The organism is Blastococcus saxobsidens DD2, assembly GCF_000284015.1.
GTDB lineage: Bacteria > Actinomycetota > Actinomycetes > Mycobacteriales > Geodermatophilaceae > Blastococcus > Blastococcus saxobsidens_A.
The window spans coordinates 1,421,317-1,438,922 of sequence record NC_016943.1 but is presented as its reverse complement, the minus strand read 5'-3'; the positions used below and the strand labels follow the sequence as shown (position 1 = coordinate 1,438,922).

General features: G+C 71.4%; 14 protein-coding genes. 4 read left to right on the top strand and 10 right to left on the bottom strand.

The window, feature by feature from the left end; all coding sequences use genetic code 11:
* Positions 1-126: 126 nt before the first annotated feature.
* A complete protein-coding gene (locus BLASA_RS06825) occupies positions 127-1,902 on the top strand; it encodes a helicase-related protein (RefSeq protein WP_041775647.1) in 1,776 nt (591 codons plus the stop codon).
* On the opposite strand, the gene BLASA_RS06820 is transcribed toward BLASA_RS06825, so the two are convergent.
* A protein-coding gene (locus tag BLASA_RS06820) for an IS3 family transposase (RefSeq protein ID WP_085972504.1) occupies positions 1,899-3,328 on the bottom strand; the annotation gives its coding sequence in 2 pieces (ribosomal slippage) (positions 1,899-2,968 and positions 2,968-3,328; 1,431 coding nt in all). The genes BLASA_RS06825 and BLASA_RS06820 overlap by 4 nt on opposite strands.
* Between BLASA_RS06820 and BLASA_RS06810 the strand changes: the two genes are divergently transcribed.
* The 3 genes from BLASA_RS06810 to BLASA_RS06800 all read left to right on the top strand — a co-directional run bounded on the left by BLASA_RS06810 (position 3,312) and on the right by BLASA_RS06800 (position 7,045).
* A complete protein-coding gene (locus BLASA_RS06810; protein ID WP_014375332.1) occupies positions 3,312-3,833 on the top strand; it encodes a hypothetical protein in 522 nt (173 codons plus the stop codon). The two genes, BLASA_RS06820 and BLASA_RS06810, sit on opposite strands and share 17 nt — an antisense overlap.
* Before the next feature lie 717 nt (positions 3,834-4,550).
* Positions 4,551-5,975, top strand: a complete 1,425-nt coding sequence (locus BLASA_RS06805) for a hypothetical protein (protein ID WP_014375330.1) — start codon at positions 4,551-4,553, stop codon at positions 5,973-5,975.
* Between the two features lie 236 nt (positions 5,976-6,211).
* Complete coding sequence (locus BLASA_RS06800; protein WP_014375329.1) at positions 6,212-7,045, top strand: DUF5710 domain-containing protein; 834 nt, start codon at positions 6,212-6,214, stop codon at positions 7,043-7,045.
* Here BLASA_RS06800 and BLASA_RS06795 read toward each other — a convergent pair.
* The 9 genes from BLASA_RS06795 to BLASA_RS06755 form a co-directional block, all read right to left on the bottom strand.
* On the bottom strand, positions 7,039-8,352 hold the full coding sequence (locus BLASA_RS06795) for a hypothetical protein (RefSeq protein ID WP_166486492.1): 1,314 nt from the start codon (positions 8,350-8,352) through the stop codon (positions 7,039-7,041). The genes BLASA_RS06800 and BLASA_RS06795 overlap by 7 nt on opposite strands.
* A gap of 23 nt (positions 8,353-8,375) precedes the next feature.
* Entirely contained in the window at positions 8,376-8,672 is a 297-nt protein-coding gene (locus BLASA_RS06790; protein ID WP_014375327.1) for a hypothetical protein, read from the bottom strand.
* 109 nt (positions 8,673-8,781) lie between these two features.
* Positions 8,782-9,261: a hypothetical protein gene (locus BLASA_RS06785; protein ID WP_014375326.1), complete on the bottom strand. Its 480-nt coding sequence runs from the start codon at positions 9,259-9,261 to the stop codon at positions 8,782-8,784.
* Positions 9,258-9,818 carry a hypothetical protein gene (locus BLASA_RS06780; protein ID WP_166486491.1) on the bottom strand — a complete coding sequence of 187 codons (561 nt, stop codon included), beginning with the start codon at positions 9,816-9,818 and terminating at the stop codon, positions 9,258-9,260. Before BLASA_RS06780 ends, BLASA_RS06785 begins: the two co-directional genes overlap by 4 nt.
* A gap of 14 nt (positions 9,819-9,832) precedes the next feature.
* On the bottom strand, positions 9,833-11,746 hold the full coding sequence (locus BLASA_RS06775) for a type IV secretory system conjugative DNA transfer family protein (protein ID WP_014375324.1): 1,914 nt from the start codon (positions 11,744-11,746) through the stop codon (positions 9,833-9,835).
* Positions 11,747-11,811: 65 nt separating this feature from the next.
* A complete protein-coding gene (locus BLASA_RS06770) occupies positions 11,812-12,981 on the bottom strand; it encodes a M23 family metallopeptidase (protein WP_014375323.1) in 1,170 nt (389 codons plus the stop codon).
* Positions 12,978-14,486, bottom strand: a complete 1,509-nt coding sequence (locus tag BLASA_RS06765) for an ATP-binding protein (protein ID WP_014375322.1) — start codon at positions 14,484-14,486, stop codon at positions 12,978-12,980. Before BLASA_RS06765 ends, BLASA_RS06770 begins: the two co-directional genes overlap by 4 nt.
* A complete protein-coding gene (locus tag BLASA_RS06760) occupies positions 14,483-15,997 on the bottom strand; it encodes an SCO6880 family protein (RefSeq protein WP_014375321.1) in 1,515 nt (504 codons plus the stop codon). Before BLASA_RS06760 ends, BLASA_RS06765 begins: the two co-directional genes overlap by 4 nt.
* Positions 15,994-17,520, bottom strand: coding sequence for a hypothetical protein (locus BLASA_RS06755; RefSeq protein WP_231839567.1), 1,527 nt, complete (start codon positions 17,518-17,520; stop codon positions 15,994-15,996). The genes BLASA_RS06760 and BLASA_RS06755 overlap by 4 nt, the downstream gene beginning before the upstream one ends.
* Between the last annotated feature and the right edge of the window lie 86 nt (positions 17,521-17,606).

The following is a 17,606-nucleotide window of genomic DNA, read 5'->3' as shown; positions in this document are numbered from 1 at the left end:
AACACCTACCTCACGGCCGGTGCGGGCGGGGGACCGGCCACCTCAACTTCTACGAGACCCGGGACAACCTCCGGACTGCTGCTCGAAGGGCTGCTGTCCCTGCTGGACGCCAGCGACGCAAGGCTGATGCTGCTCTCCGGCGTCATGGGCAACGCCGCGTCCCTCGCAGCCTGGACGTCGGCCGGGCAGGGAGACGTGCTGTTCACCGACGACTGGCGCGCGCCACGACGGCTACACGTGCTAACGGCTACTGACAAAATCGAGGCGAGCCGTGCCGTCGTCCCCGGTCGCCGTGGTGCGGCGGACAAGACCCGGTACGACCTGCGTGCCCACCTCGCGGTCCGCCCGACAAGCGCGACCGAGCAGCACCTGGTCACCAGCGACGACACCCCGATCGGTCAGCTGGTCATCGGCGCCGACAACCGGCGCAAAACCGGGTCCGGCAACACGTCGCCGGCGTACGTGACGACGGCCAGGACAGCCAGGCTGCTGCTCCGGGCCGGCAGCCTGCTGATGGTCGTCACCCAGCGAGCCACGGCACGCGACGCAGCGAAGGTCATGGCTGCCGAGCTGGACGACGACCCGCGGTCGCAGGGCCTCGCTGATGCGCTCGCCGCACGGCTCGGTGTCGATCACCCCCTGGTCGGCTGCGTCCGCAAGGGCGTTGCATACCACCATGCCGGTCTGCCCGTCGAGGTACAGGAAGCCGTCGAGGATGCGATCCGCAGCGAGACGATTCGGGCAGTCGTCGCAACGAGCACCCTCACCGACGGCGTGAATCTCCCCGTCCGAACCGTTGTTATAGCGACGACCGAGTACGAAGGCCAAGATCCCGGTCAACGGATGTCTGCCGCGCAGCTGCTCAACGCTGTCGGCCGTGCCGGCCGCGCCGGCAAGGAGTCCGAGGGCTGGATCGTGCTCGCCCTGCAGAAGACCCTGGAAGGCAGCGACTTCGATCGGCTGACGCCCGCACCGAGCGACTTGGAGGTCCGTTCGACCCTAGCTGGCGACACAGCCCTTGCCGCCCTCGCCGAAGCAGAAGCATTGGTGGCACAGACGCAGGACGCGATTCTGCAGCTGCCTCCTGACCGGGAAACGGGCGGCTTCGTCAACTACGTCTGGTTGATCCTCCACACCCTCGAGCTCGTCCCGGACCTCGCCAACACCCGCACTTGGCAGGACGTCGTCAGGCGACTGTTCGCCTTCACTCAGCTCCCGGATGACCTGAAGTCGCGGTGGCTGGCACTCGCCGACGTCGTCGCTGCGCGATACGCGCAGACCCCGCAGGCGTCTCGCCGTCGCTGGGCGCAGGCCGGGACGAGCCTGGGATCAGCTGCGGTGATCGAGTCGATCGCCGCAGCTCTCGCCGACCAAGTACAGCTCATTGGCGGCCTCGGTGAGCGCTCGCTCGACGAGACCCTCGACGTTCTTGCCGAGCAGGACGTGTACGCACAACTGCTGCAGCTGCCAGAGGCGACCAGGCACTGGCGCTTTCGGATGTCACCCCGAGGTGCCCTCGTCGAGGTCGACGCCGCCCCAGTCGTTCGTGACTGGATCGCCGGTCGTGACCTCAGCGACCTCGCCGACACCCACCTCACCGAGGTGGCGGACTCGGCGTTCCGGCTTGAGCAGATGGTCGACGGGATCAGTGAGGGAGTGCAGCACTATCTGGCGTGGACCGTCGGTCTCGTCATCGCCCAGGCAAACGACATCCTGCTGTCACGCCTGAGCCCGCTGCAGCTGTTGGCGAGCACCGCCGCCCACCTGCGCTACGGCGTCGACACCCCGCTTGCCATCGACCTGCTCGTCCGTGATGTGAGGTCCCGGACGCTGGCACGTGACCTCGGCCGGATCGCACGGGATGCGGAACCTGTCAAGCCGGTTGAGACAAGATCGCGTTAGTTGTTCTGGATGAGGGCCTCCCTGCTGGGCTGGTTGATCCAGGCCGCGGTCGGCAGCTGCGGTGGTGTCGGGCGTCGGTGGCCGAAGCGGGCGGGGTTGGCCGCGTAGGCCGTCTGCAGGGTGGCCGCTCGCTGGGCCCGGACCTCGCCGGCGGTGCCGTGGTGCACCGAGGCGGGGGTGTGCAGCCCGAGACCGGAGTGGCGGTGCTCGTGGTTGTAGTAGGCGAAGAACGCCTCGCAGAACGCGCGGGCGTCGGCCAGGCAGCCGAACCGGTCGGGGAAGACCGGTGCGTACTTCAGCGTCTTGAACTGCGCCTCGGAGAACGGATTGTCGTTGGAGACGTGCGGGCGGCTATGGCTGCGGGCGACGCCGAGGTCGACCAGCAGTTGGGCGACCGGCTTGGAGGTCATCGAGGTGCCGCGGTCGGCGTGCACGCTGCTCGGGGCGCCGTGCACCTTGATGGAGTCCGCGAGTAGAGCCTTGGCGATCTCGGCGTCCTCCCGGGCGGCGACGGTCCAGCCGACGACGTAGCGGGAGAAGATGTCGATCACCACGTAGAGGTCGTAGTAGACGCCGCGCTCGGGTCCGCGCAGCTTGGTGATGTCCCAGCTCCAGACCTGCCCTGGCGCGGTGGCCAGCAGCTCCGGGCGGGCCCGTGGCGGATGGGTGGCCTGACGGCGCCGCTCCCGGGACTGCCCGGCGGTTCGCAGCAGCCGGTGCATGGTCGACATCGAGCACAGGTATTCGCCCTCGTCCAGCAGCGTGGCCCAGGTCTGGGCGACGGACTTGTCGGCGAACCGAGAGCTGTTCAGCCGGGCCAACACAGCCTCTCGTTCGGCGTCGGTCAGCGCGTTCGGCGGCGCCGGCCGTGGCCTTCTCTCGCGCTGCGCGACCGGCTTCTGGGCGCGGTAGTGGGTGGCCCGCGACCAGCCCAGCAGCGCACACGCCCGCGCGGTGGACGTGTGCGCGGCCAGCTCGGTGACCGCGGGGGCGATCACTTCTTCGACCGCGTGTCGGTGTCCGCGCTCTCGGAGAGCAGCTCCAAGAGCGCGTGTGCTTTTCCCACGACCTCCAGCGCGGCCTTGGTGCGCGCCAGCTCGGCCTCGACCTTCGCCTTGTCCCGGCGGAGTCGCTCGAGTTCGACCTGCTCGGGCGTCCGCCTGGCCGGCCGCGACCGGCCCTCCAGTCCCGCCAGGGCACCGGTATCGCGGGCGCGGCGCCACTCGACCAGGTGCGAGGAGTACAGGCCCTCCCGGCGCAGCAGTGCACCCCGCTCACCGGGCTGCGCAGCCTCGTACTCGGCCAGGATCTGCAGCTTGTACTCGGCGGTGAAGGACCGCCGCCGGGGGCGCTCGGCTCGAGGACTCACCGCCCCATCGTCGGCGCCCACCGGTCCCGTGCGCAGGTCCGTGTCCGTCATCGTCATCGTGATCAACCCGTCTCGCCCTGTGCAGAGTGAGGAAGCGCTACTCGAGGTGTCTCACGCCAGCCTGACGCACAGGGATGGCGGGCTGGATGAGGCGGGTCTGCGCGAGTACCTGAGCGAGCAACACATCCGCGGGTGGCGCGTGGACCTCGGCGCGACCCCGACCGACGTGCTCGACCTGCTGCAGTACGTCCAGGGCGGAGACCGGCACAAGCTGGGCGAAATGATGGCGACCGGGTCTGTCACCGCGCAGGCCCGTCTCAGCAGCGGCGACCCTGTCTCGCGGCCGGCTGCTGAACCCGTGCCGGTGACGATTGTCGTCTCTGACGACGGCGATGAGTTCAGCATCCTGGCCGAGGGCGGCTCGGTTCTCGGTGTGGTTGTCGCCCGTGATCACGCGGGCGTCGCGGCGGTCCTCGACAGCGGCCTGCTGCTCGACTTCAGCCTGCAGGGCGCGACGGTGACGATTACGCGCGCAGCAGCAGGTCAGTTCAGCTTCACCTAGGCCAGTCCTGACGCACAGAGACCCACCACAACGGGTCCGTGAGACGTCCGCTCATCGGCATAAGCGATCGTTGCGCTGCCATCGTTCCCGGCAACGTCGGTGCACGCGGTCCTGTCTGTCGTCCGACCTCGGAACCGGCCAGAGGACCGGGTCTGCTCGGACAGGCGTCGCTCCCGAACATCCTCATCTGCCGCGATCCGCGCGGTCGCTGTTCCGCAGCAGGATCTGCTTACAGGAACGGCATGCCGCGACGGCCGCTCTGCGGCCACCAGCATGTCGGTCCTCCGAAGTAGCCTGGCCGCAGAACACTTGACGTTTTTGCGGGAGGACCACTTTGACTCTTTATGTGGACGGTGAATGGTCAGGCTGGTCTGGTGACACGATCGTTCAACTCACAGATGGCTCAGTGTGGCGTCAAGACGAGTATTACTACTCGTACTACTACTCCTATCGGCCGACGGTCGAGATCTCGAACGGGAAGATGTTGGTCAAAGGAATGAACCGAGCGATTCGGGTGCGACAGCTGTCCTGATCCCCATGCGTTGCTGACGCCGAGCCGATCAGATGCGGCGTCGGGCTCTCGTTCCATGCCCCTGACGATCTTTGACTGGCCCAGATCTGTCATACCCGTCGTGCACGATGAGCTCATGGCAAGAGCGGGATGCCCGTGGCTCCTGAAGGCGGAGCCAGCCGTGGTGACGCGACCGCGTGAGCGGGATGCCGGATTCGTTCGTCGGCGCGGGGCTGGCGACTGAGATGCCAGCGGAGCCGACTGCCGTGGATAGCAAGGCCCGCGATCTCGCCCGCGAACTGGTGTCGAGCCTGCACGGGCTCAGGCATGTGGATCTGGACACGGCCGGTGCGTCGCTGGGACTGGACATCCCCGGACAGCAGCCGGACCCGTCGCCGGTCGGGGAGGACGTCACGCCGCTGTCTAAGCAGCAGCGACTTGACCGGGCGTTCGACGCCATCTCACCAAGCGACTACGAGGCCGTGTGCGCCCGGTTCCTTCAGCAAGGCAATCTGTCGATCGAGCTGCGGAACCGGGTCGAGGATCTGCTCTGGTCACGGGAGAACTGGCCGCCGATCACCGCCCGGGTGCGCCGTGAGCTCGCCGAGGCCCTAGATGCATCCGGGGCAATCTGGTCGGAGGCCGACGGGCTGCTCAACGTTGTCAAGCGGCACTGGGTGCTGCACCCGCCGGCGTGGTCATTCGACTGGAAGGACCCTTACGAGCCGGTCGCCCGGCACATGATCTGGAATCCCGACTGGACGACGATTGAGTTCTTCAAAGAAGTCGGCGCCCTCGACGGTGGTGATCGCCGGTTCGCGCTGTTTCTTGAGGGGCTGCTGTCCGGATCGGTGAACCCGAACGAGCCTCGTCAGCGGGCGCTGGTCGCAGCGATCTCGCCGGTCCTGACCCGCGCAGGACTGAAGATCGTCGAGTCCGGCACGACCGACGGTTACCCGGACTTCACCATCGTCGGCGCGGGAACTCGCCCCCGCCCGGCCCAACTCATCCTGTTTGCCTCCCCCCACGCCAAGCCCGCACTGCGGATCCGCGACGTGCTGGATCAGAGCATCGAGGTCCTCACTGGAGATGACACGGTGCTCGCCTACGACGTGCCCGTCGGCGAGCGCGGACTGACCTGGCGTGACGTCGAGTCTTGGTGGTCGCGCCGCCGGGACATCCCGGCCGCGCAGGCAAAGCGTGAGCTCTGGCAACGTCTCGCGAATGTCTGCGCCGACGTGTCACCGGCCCAGCGGGCGCTCTTCGGCGCCTACTACGACTACGCGAAGGGGCACGACCCGTTGTTCGCGCTGCTGCCGGAGGTGTGGCTGCACTGGGATCCGGTCTCGCGAGCCCAACGCGGGGAGGACGCCTACCTCAACCAGCGCATGGACTTTCTGATGCTGTTGCCCGGGCTAAGACGAGTCGCGCTCGAGGTCGACGGGCAGCAGCACTACGCGACCTCCGCCGGCGAGCCGAGCCCACGCATCTACAGCGTTACAACCCGCGGCGATCGGGACCTTCGCCTTTCCGGCTACGAGGTCTACCGCTTCAGCGGCTACGAACTCACCGAAGACCGTGCCTCGGACACGGTCAGGGAGTTCTTCGACCGGCTCCTGCATTGGGCATAAATGGATTCTGTGTGCCCGCTGGCTGAGCATCGTCGGCCGTCATGGGCTCATCTCACCGCACGGCGGGAGGGCTGGCTTACGCATCCCGTTCGGGAATGGACGATCGGTGCATCGGTGCATCGGTGCATCGCCGTGTCGCCCACACGGTCCGCTGCCCCCGACGCCATGCGTCTGGCCACGGTCTTGTCGGGCCCCTGTTGCATAGTGATGGCTCCCGAGGAGTACGGAGTGTCGGGATGGCCGAGCGCCTATGGCTCGATGTTCCCTACGGCGAGAAGGACGCCGCCAAGTCGGCAGGCGCGCGCTGGGATCCCGACGTTCGTCGCTGGTACGCGCCGCAGGAGGCACTGCTGCCGAAACTGGCGCGCTGGGAGCCCCGGATGCCGGAACTCCTGCCCGGGGAGGACCGCAGCTTCGGCCAAGGCCTCTTCGTCGACCTCGTTCCGTCGACCTGCTGGTTCACCAACGTCCGCAGCTGCGTTGACGAAAGCCAGTGGGACGCGCTCCGGTCCATGGTTTACCGGCGGGCCGGCAACCGCTGTGAGGCCTGCGGCGCTCCGCGCGGCCGCGACCGCCAGCGGCTGGAAGCCCATGAGCGCTGGGAGTACGACGAGGCCACCTACACCCAGACGCTGCGCCGCCTGCTCGCGCTGTGTTGGTCTTGTCACCGGGCCACGCACTTCGGCTTCGCCGAGATCACCGGCACCTCCGCCGGGGCAAAGGCGCACCTTCGGGCGGTCAACGGCTGGTCGACCGGCGAGGCTGACGCCCACATCGACCTGGCCTTCGCTCTGTGGAACAGGCGGTCGGCCCATCAGTGGCGGCTCGACCTAGGCATGCTGACGAACGCGGGAATCAAGGTGGTCGAGCCCCCTGCTCCCGGGCGTCGGAGTGAGGAGAGCGCAGCGCGCCTGGCGGTCAGGATGCCTCTCCTGCCCCCGGCGGCACAGGGTGAGCAAGGCAGCCACACCGCCACGACGTACCGACGCGACGCCGACGACCGCTCCGAGCCCGAGCCGCCCCGCAGGAAGCTCTGGGCGCGTATTCGCGGAGCCCTCGCAGATCAGTAGCGGCCAGTGCCTCCTGCACCCGGCGCGGGGGTGGTGATCGGCGCACATCGGGATCCTGCGATGGCCTCGGCCACGTTGTCGGCGTGGCTGAGCAGGCGCTCGCCGCGGCCGGGCGCTCGGGCTCGCTCGGCGTAGAGCCCGGCAAGGTGGCGCTGACTCGGAGCGGCCGGGGACACGGCGCGGTTGACCGCGTCGGCCAGGCTGCTCGACAGCGCGCCGGCCGAGGCCAGCGCGCGACGGAGGCGGTCGAGATCAGCGCCGCGGGCCTGTACTCGGCGGCCGGCGATCACCTCCCGAACTCGGTCCTCGGGCATGTTGTCCATGCGCGGCAGGTCCCGGGCGGCGGCGTAGAGCCGACCGGTGCGAGACCAACGGTCGACGCCCGCGACGAGTCGGTCGGCGAGGACGGGAAGCTGGTTGCTCACCTCCTGGACCGTGCGAGTCAGGCGCGGGAGGTCGCCCCGGTCGCGGAGCGCGCTGAGGTCGGCGTTGGACCCCACGTCGTTGCAAAGCGTGTCGGCGAGGCTGCGTGCCCAAGGAACGACGCCGTGAGGGTCAGTGGGCCGGGCTCGGTGGCCATCCTCAAAGGTCATGCTGATCCTGCCCGTAAGTTCCCAGGCGACGGCTGTCAGCAGGGGTCGCATACCTTCGTCACCCGCCGCAGCGGCTACGACGGACGCGGCGGAGTCGCTCGTGATTTCGGCGGCGGCAACAGCGGCGCGGAATTCACGCAGGGTCAGGCCGTCGGTGCGCAGGGCTCGGTCCAGCGCCGCGGTGAGCGCCGCTGCGGCATCGACGGCGGTCACCCTCTCGCCGGCTCGTGGCAGGCCGGACACCGGCACCAGGCGATTCAGGACAGCCGCGCCGCTGGCCGTCGGTGGGTCGCCCTGGGCATCGCGCTCGACGGCTACGGCCAGCCGGTGGACGGCGGCCAGCTCGGCGACCGCGGCATGCGGCAGCAGCCGATGCGCCAGCCGGGCACAGTGGTCAGCGGCTTCGGCGAGTTCGACGGTGACTGCCCAGCGGTGGGCGCGACCCATGCTGGCGCGGTCGCGGCCGATCACATCGGCAGCGGCGCCCGCCAGATCGGTCAGCGGTCCGCCGGTGCGCGGCCACAGCCGGCCCACAGTTGTGCAGGCTGCCGTCAGCTGAGCGGCGGTCTGCTGCCGGCGGCTGACGCCAGCGGTGAGCCCGTCATGGGTCATGCCGGCGAGGGCCCGGCCGAGGTGGGCCAGGGCTCCGGTTGCGTCCTCGATCGCCACGTCGGTGATCGGCGCCGCAGTGCGGTCGGCCAGCGCGTCGAGCAACTGCTGCAGGCTGGTGGCCATAGTCAGCGCAGCTGTCGCAGGGCGCGACGGGCTGCGCGGGCCGCGTCTAGGACGTAGGGAGTCGCGAAGGTCTCCTGGTCGAGCAGGCCGAGCGCGCCCATGGCGGCGCGGATGCTGGCGCGGGGATCCTCGTCGACCAGGGGGACGGGTTCGGCGTGCCCACCGGCCAACTCGAGAAGCTCGGCGGCCTGCATGCAATCCAGGGCGATGTGTGCGGGAACTTGCTCTCGGTCGGCGCCCACGGCGTCGAGCAGGGAGGCGGCGTAGCTGAGCGGGTCGATGCTCGCCTCGACGGTCACGGGCGGCTCTCCTTTACGTGGTGGACTGCGCCGAGGCTGGGTCGCCGCGGCAGGTGACTGGGGATGTGGCGATGAACTTGTGGATCCGGGCGGGGCTGTGCACGACCGGTTATCTGGGCGGCGGCGTGGCTGATCCGCCGTCCGCGTCGGGTACGGGCAAGGCGGCCGGGCAGTCGTCGAGCAGTCGCCAGTGCAGCTCCCTCGCCGGATGCCGGTCAGGCAGCGGGGATGCGGCGAGAGCGGGCAGACGGGCGGGGACGTCGTAGCCGGCCGCCGCGGCGCGAGTGAGAGAGGCGGACAGGGGCCTCCAGTCCGGGCCGTCCAGGAGGCGCGGATCGATCCGCCGGGCGACGGCCTCCCACGCCGGGTCTGCAGGTTCGTTGTCCCGGCCTACCGGCTCGCTCTCCATCTCGGCGGCGACGCGCAAGATCTCGGCCGCGATGGCCCGCCGGGCCTCGGGCATGGCCTCGCACCACGCGGCCAGGAGTTCCGGAGTGTGGCGAGTCATCCACTGCCGGCTGACCCGGACGCCGCCGAGCAGCGCGACCCAGTCGCCGTCGAACCGGTCAGTGCGCGGAACCGCACTCATGGGGTTGCTCCCTCGCCGTCGTCCGGTGTGGCTGTGTCCGGTGCGCCGTCAGATGCCTGGGCCCCGGTGTCGGCGTCGAAGCGGCGGCGCCGCTCCGCGACGGCCGACGGAGTGCGGTAGTCGGCGTCCCAGGAGCGCGCCGGCCAGTCGACATGTCGACCGGGTGGGCAGCCGAGGCCCTGCCGCTCGTTCATGCGGGCGTAGAAGCCGGGCAGGGCGTAGCGGTGCCACTCCTCCATCGGATGCGGAACCGTCGCGTCGGCGGCCGCGACGCGCATGCACGCGAGGACTGCCAATTCGCGGACCAGTGCCGGGTGGGCAGGCCAGCAGGAGGGGACGACGTGCGTGGTCTGCCAGGCGTACGTGTGGTTGAGCCAGCCGGCGACGTCGTCGATCCACGCCCACAGCTCCCGGCGCACCTGTGGAGAGCAGGTCGCCGGGTCCCACGGCCGGTCGAGCAACCCGTAGGCCGATGGCTCGAGCCCGGACAGCTCGGCCTGCCGGAGCATCTCGAGCGCGTGCCGGACCCAGCGCGGCGGTCGCGGGAACGGAGACACTAAGAGGACCTCGGTCACGACGACTCCCAACCCGCGGGCATGGTCCGTCTGGCGGCGGCCGTCGCCTCAGAGGAGCGGCGTGTGCGCATCCCTTCCCAGGTATCGAGGTCGCGGGCGGCCGCAACCCGGTCACGAGCGGCGGTCTGGACGGCCAACAGCGCCGCACCGCGGCGGCCGGTGAGGCATCGGGTCAGCCGGGCGATCAGCGGCGGTGCGTTCTCTGCGAGTACCAGCGCTCGGCCCGAGGGCAACAGGCGGATCTCCTCCGGGCGCAGCACCGGGGTGTCCTCGCCGTGCGTGGACCGCGACCAGCCGGCTCCCCGGTAGCTGTAGGAGGTGCGGCGCACGCGGGTCCGGCCGATCAGGTCGGAGAGCTCGCGGTAGAAGCCGCCGTCCTTGCCGCCGCCGAAGGCGATCACGACGTTGGTGAGGCCGAACAGGGCCCGGGCCTCGTCCTCGCCGTAGAGCAACACCAGCTGCCGCCAGGTCTGGGCGGCGTAGATGTAGCTGACGCCCAGTGCCCGGTCGTTGGCCATGCGGGTGCGCAGGGTGGGCAGCGGCGCGGTGGACGGCAGCTCGTCCAAGCAGGCCAGCAGCGGCGGGCACAGCCGCCCGGTCCGTGAGCCGGCGGCGAGTTGCAGGGCTGTGTCGAGGGCGTGCTCGGCCAGCGCGGTCAGCAGCGGGGACGCCGAGGCGTAGGGGTCGTCGCGGCCGAGCAGGTAGACGGTGCCGCCGGCAGCGAGCAGACCGGCGACCTCGGTGGCCGGGCGGCCGGGCCCGGGGGTGCAGCGGCGGCGGATGTCTGCCTGGAAGAACAGAGCCAGCGCCTGCTGAACGGTCGTGGCGGTGTTCCCGGCGGTGCGCGGGTCGCCCTGCAGGGCGCCGTGCAGCAGCCCGTCCCACAACGGCGCGGCCTGCGGGTGGCCTCGCAGGATGTCGGCCGGCGCGGTCGCAGCCTGCGGATGGGCCGCCCACTCGAGGACCTGCTCGACGGTGCCACCGGTCAGCGCGGCGGCGTGGAAGTAGGCCTGCAAGACCTTGGCCGCCTCGAACGCGTAGAAGCGAGCCGCTCCGTCAGAGATCCCCCCGGTGACCGCGCCGGCGACGGTGCCGGCGGTGAACGCCTTGGCCCGACGCTCGGCGACCATCGGATCTGCGCAACCGGCAACCGGGTCCCACAGCAACTCGGGCACTCCCGGGACCGAGCCGAACGGGTCGCACACGGCAACCGGCCGCCCACCTGCGGCGCGCGCGTCGAGGGTGAGCAACAGGTCCTCGGCCTTGGTCAGCGTCACCAGCGCCGCCCCGGGCGCGTCCAACAGCGCCGGAGCGAGCAGGTCCAGGGTCTTCCCCGAGCCCTGCGGGCCGTAGACGCCGGCGGTCCGGTCGAAGGGCACCCACAGCTCTCCCCCGGCGGGGACGGCGCAGGCACCCAGTCGCCAACCCACGGCGTGCGGCTCGACGGACCGTCCGGCTCGAGCCGCGGAAGCGGGCAGGTCGGGCCGGACCACGGCAGCGGCGCGACGCAGCCGGGAACGGCCGAGTACCTGCTCGACCTGGCTGCGGTCGGCCATTCCAGTCGGCGTCCCGAGGAACCGCCGTCCGGCCCAGAAGGCACCTCCGCTGACACCGAGGAAGGCGACGAGCAGGACGGTGATGACGGCGTAGACGGCGGGGGTGCCGGGCAGCGCCGCCGCTCGAGTCGCGTCGAGGCCGGTGTCCGGATCGCCGACCAGCAGGCCACCGACCGAGGCAGCCAGGGCGGCGCCGTCGGTCGGCCAGACCCAGCCGCCGCCCGCGAGCACGGCGGCCACTCCGCGGCCGACGGGCAGCAGCAGCGCGGCGGCGGCCAGCCAGGCAAGGACGGCTGCGGCGGGGACCTCCCAGCTCGCCGGGCCGACGTCTGCGCGCGCGCCGACGCCGGTCATCGCCGCGGTCCGTACGTCGTCCTTTGCATGGCTCCTCCTGTGGGCCGGAGTGGGGCACGAGCAGGTCAGCCCGGGTCGGGCGCGTCGAGGTCGACGCCGCGATCGGCCAGCCACGGCACCGGATCGAGCGGCGCGCCGTCCTGGCGGACCTCGAAGTGCAGGTGGACACCGGTGCTGTTGCCGGTGGATCCCTGAAAGCCGACCAGCGTCCCGGCGTCGACGTGCTGGCCCGCGCTGACCGTGTAGGCCGAGAGGTGCCCGTAGCGGGTGGTCACCCCGCTGCCGTGGTCGAGCTCGACGAGGTTGCCGTAGCCGGCCAGCCCCAGGCCGCCGTCCCGGTCGCAGTAGGCGCTGGTGCAGGCGGCTGCGATGACGGTGCCGCCGGCGGCGGCGTAGACGGGGCTGTCGCGGGGGCCGGCGATGTCGACCCCGGCGTGCAGGGTGCCCCAGCGAAGCCCGTAGCCGGAGGTGACCGAGCCGGCGGTGGGCCGGATCCAGGATCCGGCGGGCACCGGCAGGTCCGGGCAGACGCCGGAGGCCGCGCCGGCCGGATTGGCCGCGGCCCCCTGGGCGGCCGGCCAGAGCATGCCGGCCAGCTCGCGGGCGAGGGGCTCCCAGCGGGCGTAGGCGCCGCCGGCGGCCGAGATCTGCACCGCTTGGGCCGCCTGGGTGAGCGGGATGGTCCTCCAGTTCGGCACGTCGACCAGCCGGTCGTAGAAGGCCGCGGCGGCGTAGACGGGGTCCATGAGCTGGGCGACGGTGCCCCAGCCGGCGATCCACCGCTGCTGGAAGGTGTTGACGCTGTCGTGGTCGGAGCCGAGGCCGTCGTGCGCGTACTCGAGGCTGGTGGCGGTCACCGCGGCCTGCTCGGCGGTGAGTTCGGAGCTGCTGCCGTCGTTGGCCAGCATCCGGATCCGGGACTCCTGGTATGCGGTGGCCAGCGCCACGGTGGCCGCGTACGGCTCGAGTCCTTGCGCCAAGGCGACGTTGACGATGGTCTGTGCTTGGCCCATCTGGACGGCGTCCAGTTCGATGCCGGCGACGGTGGCGCCGGTGCCGCCGATCGAGCAGGCCGACGACGCGGCCGCCGTCCGGGTCTCGGGGGCCGCGATGACCGCCAGAGGTATGAGCAGCAGGGTGAGCCCGGCGAACAGCGGGACGGCGGCTGGTGCAACGGCCCTCCACAGCCATCTCTTCGCGTACGCCCGTGCGATGGGCTCCGCTGCCCCGCTCATGGCGGGCCTCCGGCGGTGAGGGCCTCGTTGGTGTAGGTCAGCCGCAGCTCGGGCTCGGTCAGGACGGTCTGCACCTTGAAGGCCCGGTCCCCGACCAGCCACAGTGCCCGGCCTTTGCCGCCGACCGCCCAGCCGGTGACCACTCGCTGGGCGATCGGGGCCAGGCCGAGCAGGCTGCCGAGCTCGTCGCCGACGGCCTGGTCCTGCCCGTGCAGCACCTTGACGTCGCACAGGTGCAGCAGGTCCCGGGCGATGGCGACCGCCTGCGAGGTCGCGTCCCCGGCGGTGAGCATGTCGGAGGGCTTGTGGGCCAGCAGGATCTGCACGTCGGCGTCGCGGCGGGACAGCCGCAGGTTGGCGTCCAGGCTCTTCATCGCCTCGGCGCCCAGGCGCATCTGCCGCCACGTCTCGTCGCGGATGACGATGCGCAGGTCACCGGGCTCGGCGATCTCGCGCATCGCCTGGCCCCACGAGTTGAGACAGGTCAGCGCGATGCCGACGGCCTGGTCGCCCAGCGGCTCGAGCCGGGACAGCGACAGCGACTGGATCGGGGCGCGCCAGTCGACGGCGATGGTTGTGTGGTCGTCGAACAGCCCGGCCAGGGAGCCCTTCACCAAGGCGCCCAAAGCGTCGCGGAGCGTGCGGGTGGCATCGAGAAAGTGCCGCCGGTCGGCGTAGCGGCAGCCGGCGACGAGCTCGTCGGGAGGCTCGTCGAGTGCTCGCCACAGCTGCGGGATGGTGGGCTCGGTCAGCCGGGTGGCGCCCGAGCGGTGGCCGGTGAGCAGCCGCAGCGCTTCGCCCAGCGCGGTCTCCTCCACCGGGCCGAACGGCACCGCCTGCGAGCCGATCAGGCCGCGCAGCAACACCAGCCACCGGGCGAACAGGAGCGCCTCGCGGCGGCGGGCCTCGGCCGCGTTGAGGCGGTCCCAGCCGTGCCCGAGCGGGCCGAAGGCCAGCGGGTTCACCCGGGTCGGCAGGCCGTGACCGATGACGAACGGCTCCACGCCGAGTGCTCTGCAGAGGGGCTCGTACTCGTCCTTGGTGTCCCCGAGGATGAGAGTGCGATAGCCGTAGGCGAGCATCCGCAGCGCGAAGGCCTTGACGGTGGCGGACTTGCCGCGGCCGGGCTTGCCGAAGACGACGACGTTGGGGTTGGTGACCGGGATGTCGTCGTCGGTGACCCAGCCGACCGGGTCGCAGTAGAACGCTCCGCCGGACAGCAGGTCGAGTCCCATCTGTGCGCCGGTGGGCGGTAGGCCCGAGGTGGCGATCAGGGGCCACATCACCGGCGTCTGCTCCGAGGTCATCCGCCATACCGACAGCGGCGCCAGCGCCGCCGCTCGGCCACGACCACGTCCGCGGGGGCCGCGGCGGGGCACCAGATGGGTGAACGGCCCCCGTTCCCGTGCCGCGGTCTCGACCGCGGGAACGGCGGGCAGCCGGTGGCCGAAGTGGTCGAGCAGGACAGCGACGTCCCGGCCACGGCGGAAGGGACGGCGGCTCATTGTCGACCTCTGCGGTCCGGCAGCCCGACGCCGAGGGGAATGGCGGCGGCGGCGAAGGCTGAGTCCTGCGCCAGGTCGAGTCGCAGCGGCACGAAGCCGGCGGCCCGGACCGAGGCGGACAGCCGGCGGCCGTGCTCGACCACAGGCCACGTCGCCGGCACGGTGACGCAGGCCGCCGCGGCGACGCGCACCAGAGCGCGGCCGGCGGTGAGCTTCTCCTCGGCGGCACCGACCCGCTCGGTGTCCCGACGCTGCCGGGCCCGCTGCCGGAAACCCATCCGGGCGCGCATCTCGTTGCCGGTGGTGGCGCTCATCTGCTCCCGACTAACCACCCGGGTCGCCCGGGTCAGCGGCAGCGGGTCGAGGAAGACGGTCAGGCAGCGCCGCTCCCCCGCCACCGTCGGCACGAGCACCGGGGCGAGCGCGCCGAGCACCGCACCGGAGTCGGGCAGCAGGATCGTGTCGGTCACCGACGCCCAGGCGTCGTGCAGGTAGTGCCGCACCTCGGCGCGCGCCATCGTGGGTGCCGCGGCGGCCATCGGCACCCCGGTGGCCAACTGCTGGCCGGAGGCGGCCGCCAGGTCGGCGGCGACCAGCTCGCCACGGTCACCCGGGGCGAAGCTGGTGCGCACCGCGGCGGCGAGCTGTGCGGAGTCGAGCCAGGACACCGTCGTGCAGCCGACGGGTCCACGGAGCGCGGCCTCGACCTCTGCCATCACCGAGTGCAAGACCCGGGCCCGGCCGTCCACGCCCCCGCCGGACTCCCTCGCCGCTCGGGCGATCCGTCCCTCGCCGACCACGACGGTCACGAACGCCTCGGTCCGTACCGCGGCCGGCGTCAGCGTTGCGCCCAGCAGCGCGTTGACCCGCGCGGCGAGCGTCGGCGCGTCGGGGTGGGTGTGAGCGCGTTCCCAAGCGGCGCGCTCCGCGCCGTCGTCGGGCACGGTGCGGACCTGCAGGACGAGCACGTCGATCAGCTCGGTGCGGGCGGCGAGCTCGCACATCTCGGCCAGCCCGGCGCCCATCCGGTCCCGCTCGCCCGCCTCGGCGAGCCCGATGCCGGGATGGGCAATCGACGCCACCGCTGCCCAGGTCCGTGCGGCGCAGTTCTGCACGATCACCGGCCGGGTGAACATCTGCCCGAAGGGCGGCCCGTCGTGGGTGCGGATGCCGGCGAGCACCCCCGGCAGGTCGGCCTGGGACAGGTCGTCGGCCGTCCCCGCTCCGGCCCGTGAGCCGAACGCCGCCCAGCCCATGGCTCCTCCGATCGCGTGCAGACAGAGGTCGCCGAACCAGCGGCCGGCGGCACGGCCCCGGATGGGCACCAGCAGCACGACGGCCAGCAGCGCCCACACCGGCAGCCAGCCGACGAACAGCCCCCAGGCCTGGCCGTTCAGGGCCAGCAGCGCCGGGACGCCGGCGAGCGTCACCAGGGCCAGTTGCGTGCCGGTCATGCCGAGGAACCAGCCGGAGACGTCCTTGGCGTACTCGCCGTAGCGGTGCGCACTCATGCGGCACCGTCGTCGGCAGGAGAGTCAGGCCGCCCTCGCGGAGCGGGGAAGTCGGATTGCGGAGACCCGCCGCGTGCGGCGCCGTTGGCCCGCTCCGCGGGCCAGCCCATAGCCGCTGCGCCGTCGGCGACGGCCGACCACAGCGGATCAGGAGTCAGGGCGTCGGGGCCGTCCCCATCCAGACGCGGCGACGCGCCGTCCTGCCGTGAGAGCGACGTTGCGCGAGCGTGCCCGTTTCCTGCGACGGAAGCCCGGCCCCGAACTGATTGCCCGTAGTAGGGGGCGGTGTGTCCGATGCCGGCTCCGGAGAGGACGTCGGCCGCCGAGGCGGCCACCCCAGCGGCCAGCCGGCCGGCCGTGGAGGTGCCCGTTGTCAGCGCACGCAGCGCGCCGGCGAAGCGACCACTGGTCGCGGCGTCGGCGGTCGACTCGCCCTGCGCGCGGTCTCCAACCAGCTCTGCCGCGGCTCCGGAGGCCGCAACCCCACCGGAGGCGGCGACAGCGGCGGCCCCCGCAGCACGACCACCTCCCCCGCCGAGGTTGCCTAGTGCGCCCATGACTCCGCCAGAGGCGGCCAGGGACGAACGCAGAGCCGCGCCGCTGGAGGTACCGGGGTCGACGAAGGACAGCAGCCGGAACAGCGCCAGCGGGCAGATCGCGCCGAGCAGAATCAGCAGGCAGCCGACCACCGCCATGCCGACCGCAGCCTCTGTGCTCGTTTCCTCGGCTCCGGTGACGATGCCCTCGGTGATGGTGACGCCGACACCAAGGATGAGGACGGCGACCGGGGCGATCAGCAGCGCGGCGAGAAACCAGCGCAGGCTGCGCCAAAACCAGGCGCTCGAGGACTGTGCCAACAGGCCGCCGGCCGAGATAGCCGAGGTCGCCGCCAACACGATCAGCGCCGCCTCGCGGACCAGCATCAGCAGCAGGTAACCAACGCTGGCCGGCACCAGGAGGAAAATGGAGCTGACTCCGAGAACGGTGGCGACCGTGCCGTCGACCACGTCGCGGCCCACGCTGATCGATGGGTCAAAGGCGGCCAGAGTGTCGATGTCGAGCAGGCTGCGCAGCAAGGCGGTGGTCAGCCCGGAGACGCCGGTGACCAGCAGCGCCGCGATGCCGACATAGCTGACCCAGACCAGCCCGAACTGCAGCAGGCCGATGAGCAGCCGGCCGAGGGTCTGCCCGTCCCGGCGTGCCGCCGCGACACCGAGTTGCACCATGGCCATCAGCGCAGCCACGGCCGCGCCGATGCCGAAGGTCACTGGATAGACCCCGGCCAGCGCGCCCCCGGCGGACAGGTCAGGGGTGGCGAGCGCGTCGATCACCGAGAAGGCCAGGCCCAGCAGCCACAGCCCGGCCTCCCACAGCGACAACATGGCGCTGATCCACACGTCGGCGACCACGGCTCCGGCCGCTTCACCGATCACGCAGAACGGGTTGGTCGGCAGACACGACAACGCATCCTCGGCCGATGACGGATCGGCCGGGAAGGCGACCACCACCGCCGTGTCGGCCAAGGCGGGAGCGGCGACTGCCAGCCATCCCGCCGTCGCCAGCAGAATGACGACCAAAGCTCTGGGCCCGACCCGACGACGCCGTCGTG

Bases quoted from the DNA above. Each gene is read 5' to 3' on its own strand.
- BLASA_RS06770 (WP_014375323.1), bottom strand. From the start codon at position 12,981: ATGAGCGGGGCAGCGGAGCCCATCGCACGGGCGTACGCGAAGAGATGG.
- BLASA_RS06785 (WP_014375326.1), bottom strand. From the start codon at position 9,261: ATGAGTGCGGTTCCGCGCACTGACCGGTTCGACGGCGACTGGGTCGCG.
- BLASA_RS06765 (WP_014375322.1), bottom strand. From the start codon at position 14,486: ATGAGCCGCCGTCCCTTCCGCCGTGGCCGGGACGTCGCTGTCCTGCTC.
- BLASA_RS06775 (WP_014375324.1), bottom strand. From the start codon at position 11,746: ATGACCGGCGTCGGCGCGCGCGCAGACGTCGGCCCGGCGAGCTGGGAG.
- BLASA_RS06800 (WP_014375329.1), top strand. From the start codon at position 6,212: ATGGCCGAGCGCCTATGGCTCGATGTTCCCTACGGCGAGAAGGACGCC.
- BLASA_RS06760 (WP_014375321.1), bottom strand. From the start codon at position 15,997: ATGAGTGCGCACCGCTACGGCGAGTACGCCAAGGACGTCTCCGGCTGG.
- BLASA_RS06805 (WP_014375330.1), top strand. From the start codon at position 4,551: ATGCCGGATTCGTTCGTCGGCGCGGGGCTGGCGACTGAGATGCCAGCG.
- BLASA_RS06825 (WP_041775647.1), top strand. From the start codon at position 127: ATGCTGCTCTCCGGCGTCATGGGCAACGCCGCGTCCCTCGCAGCCTGG.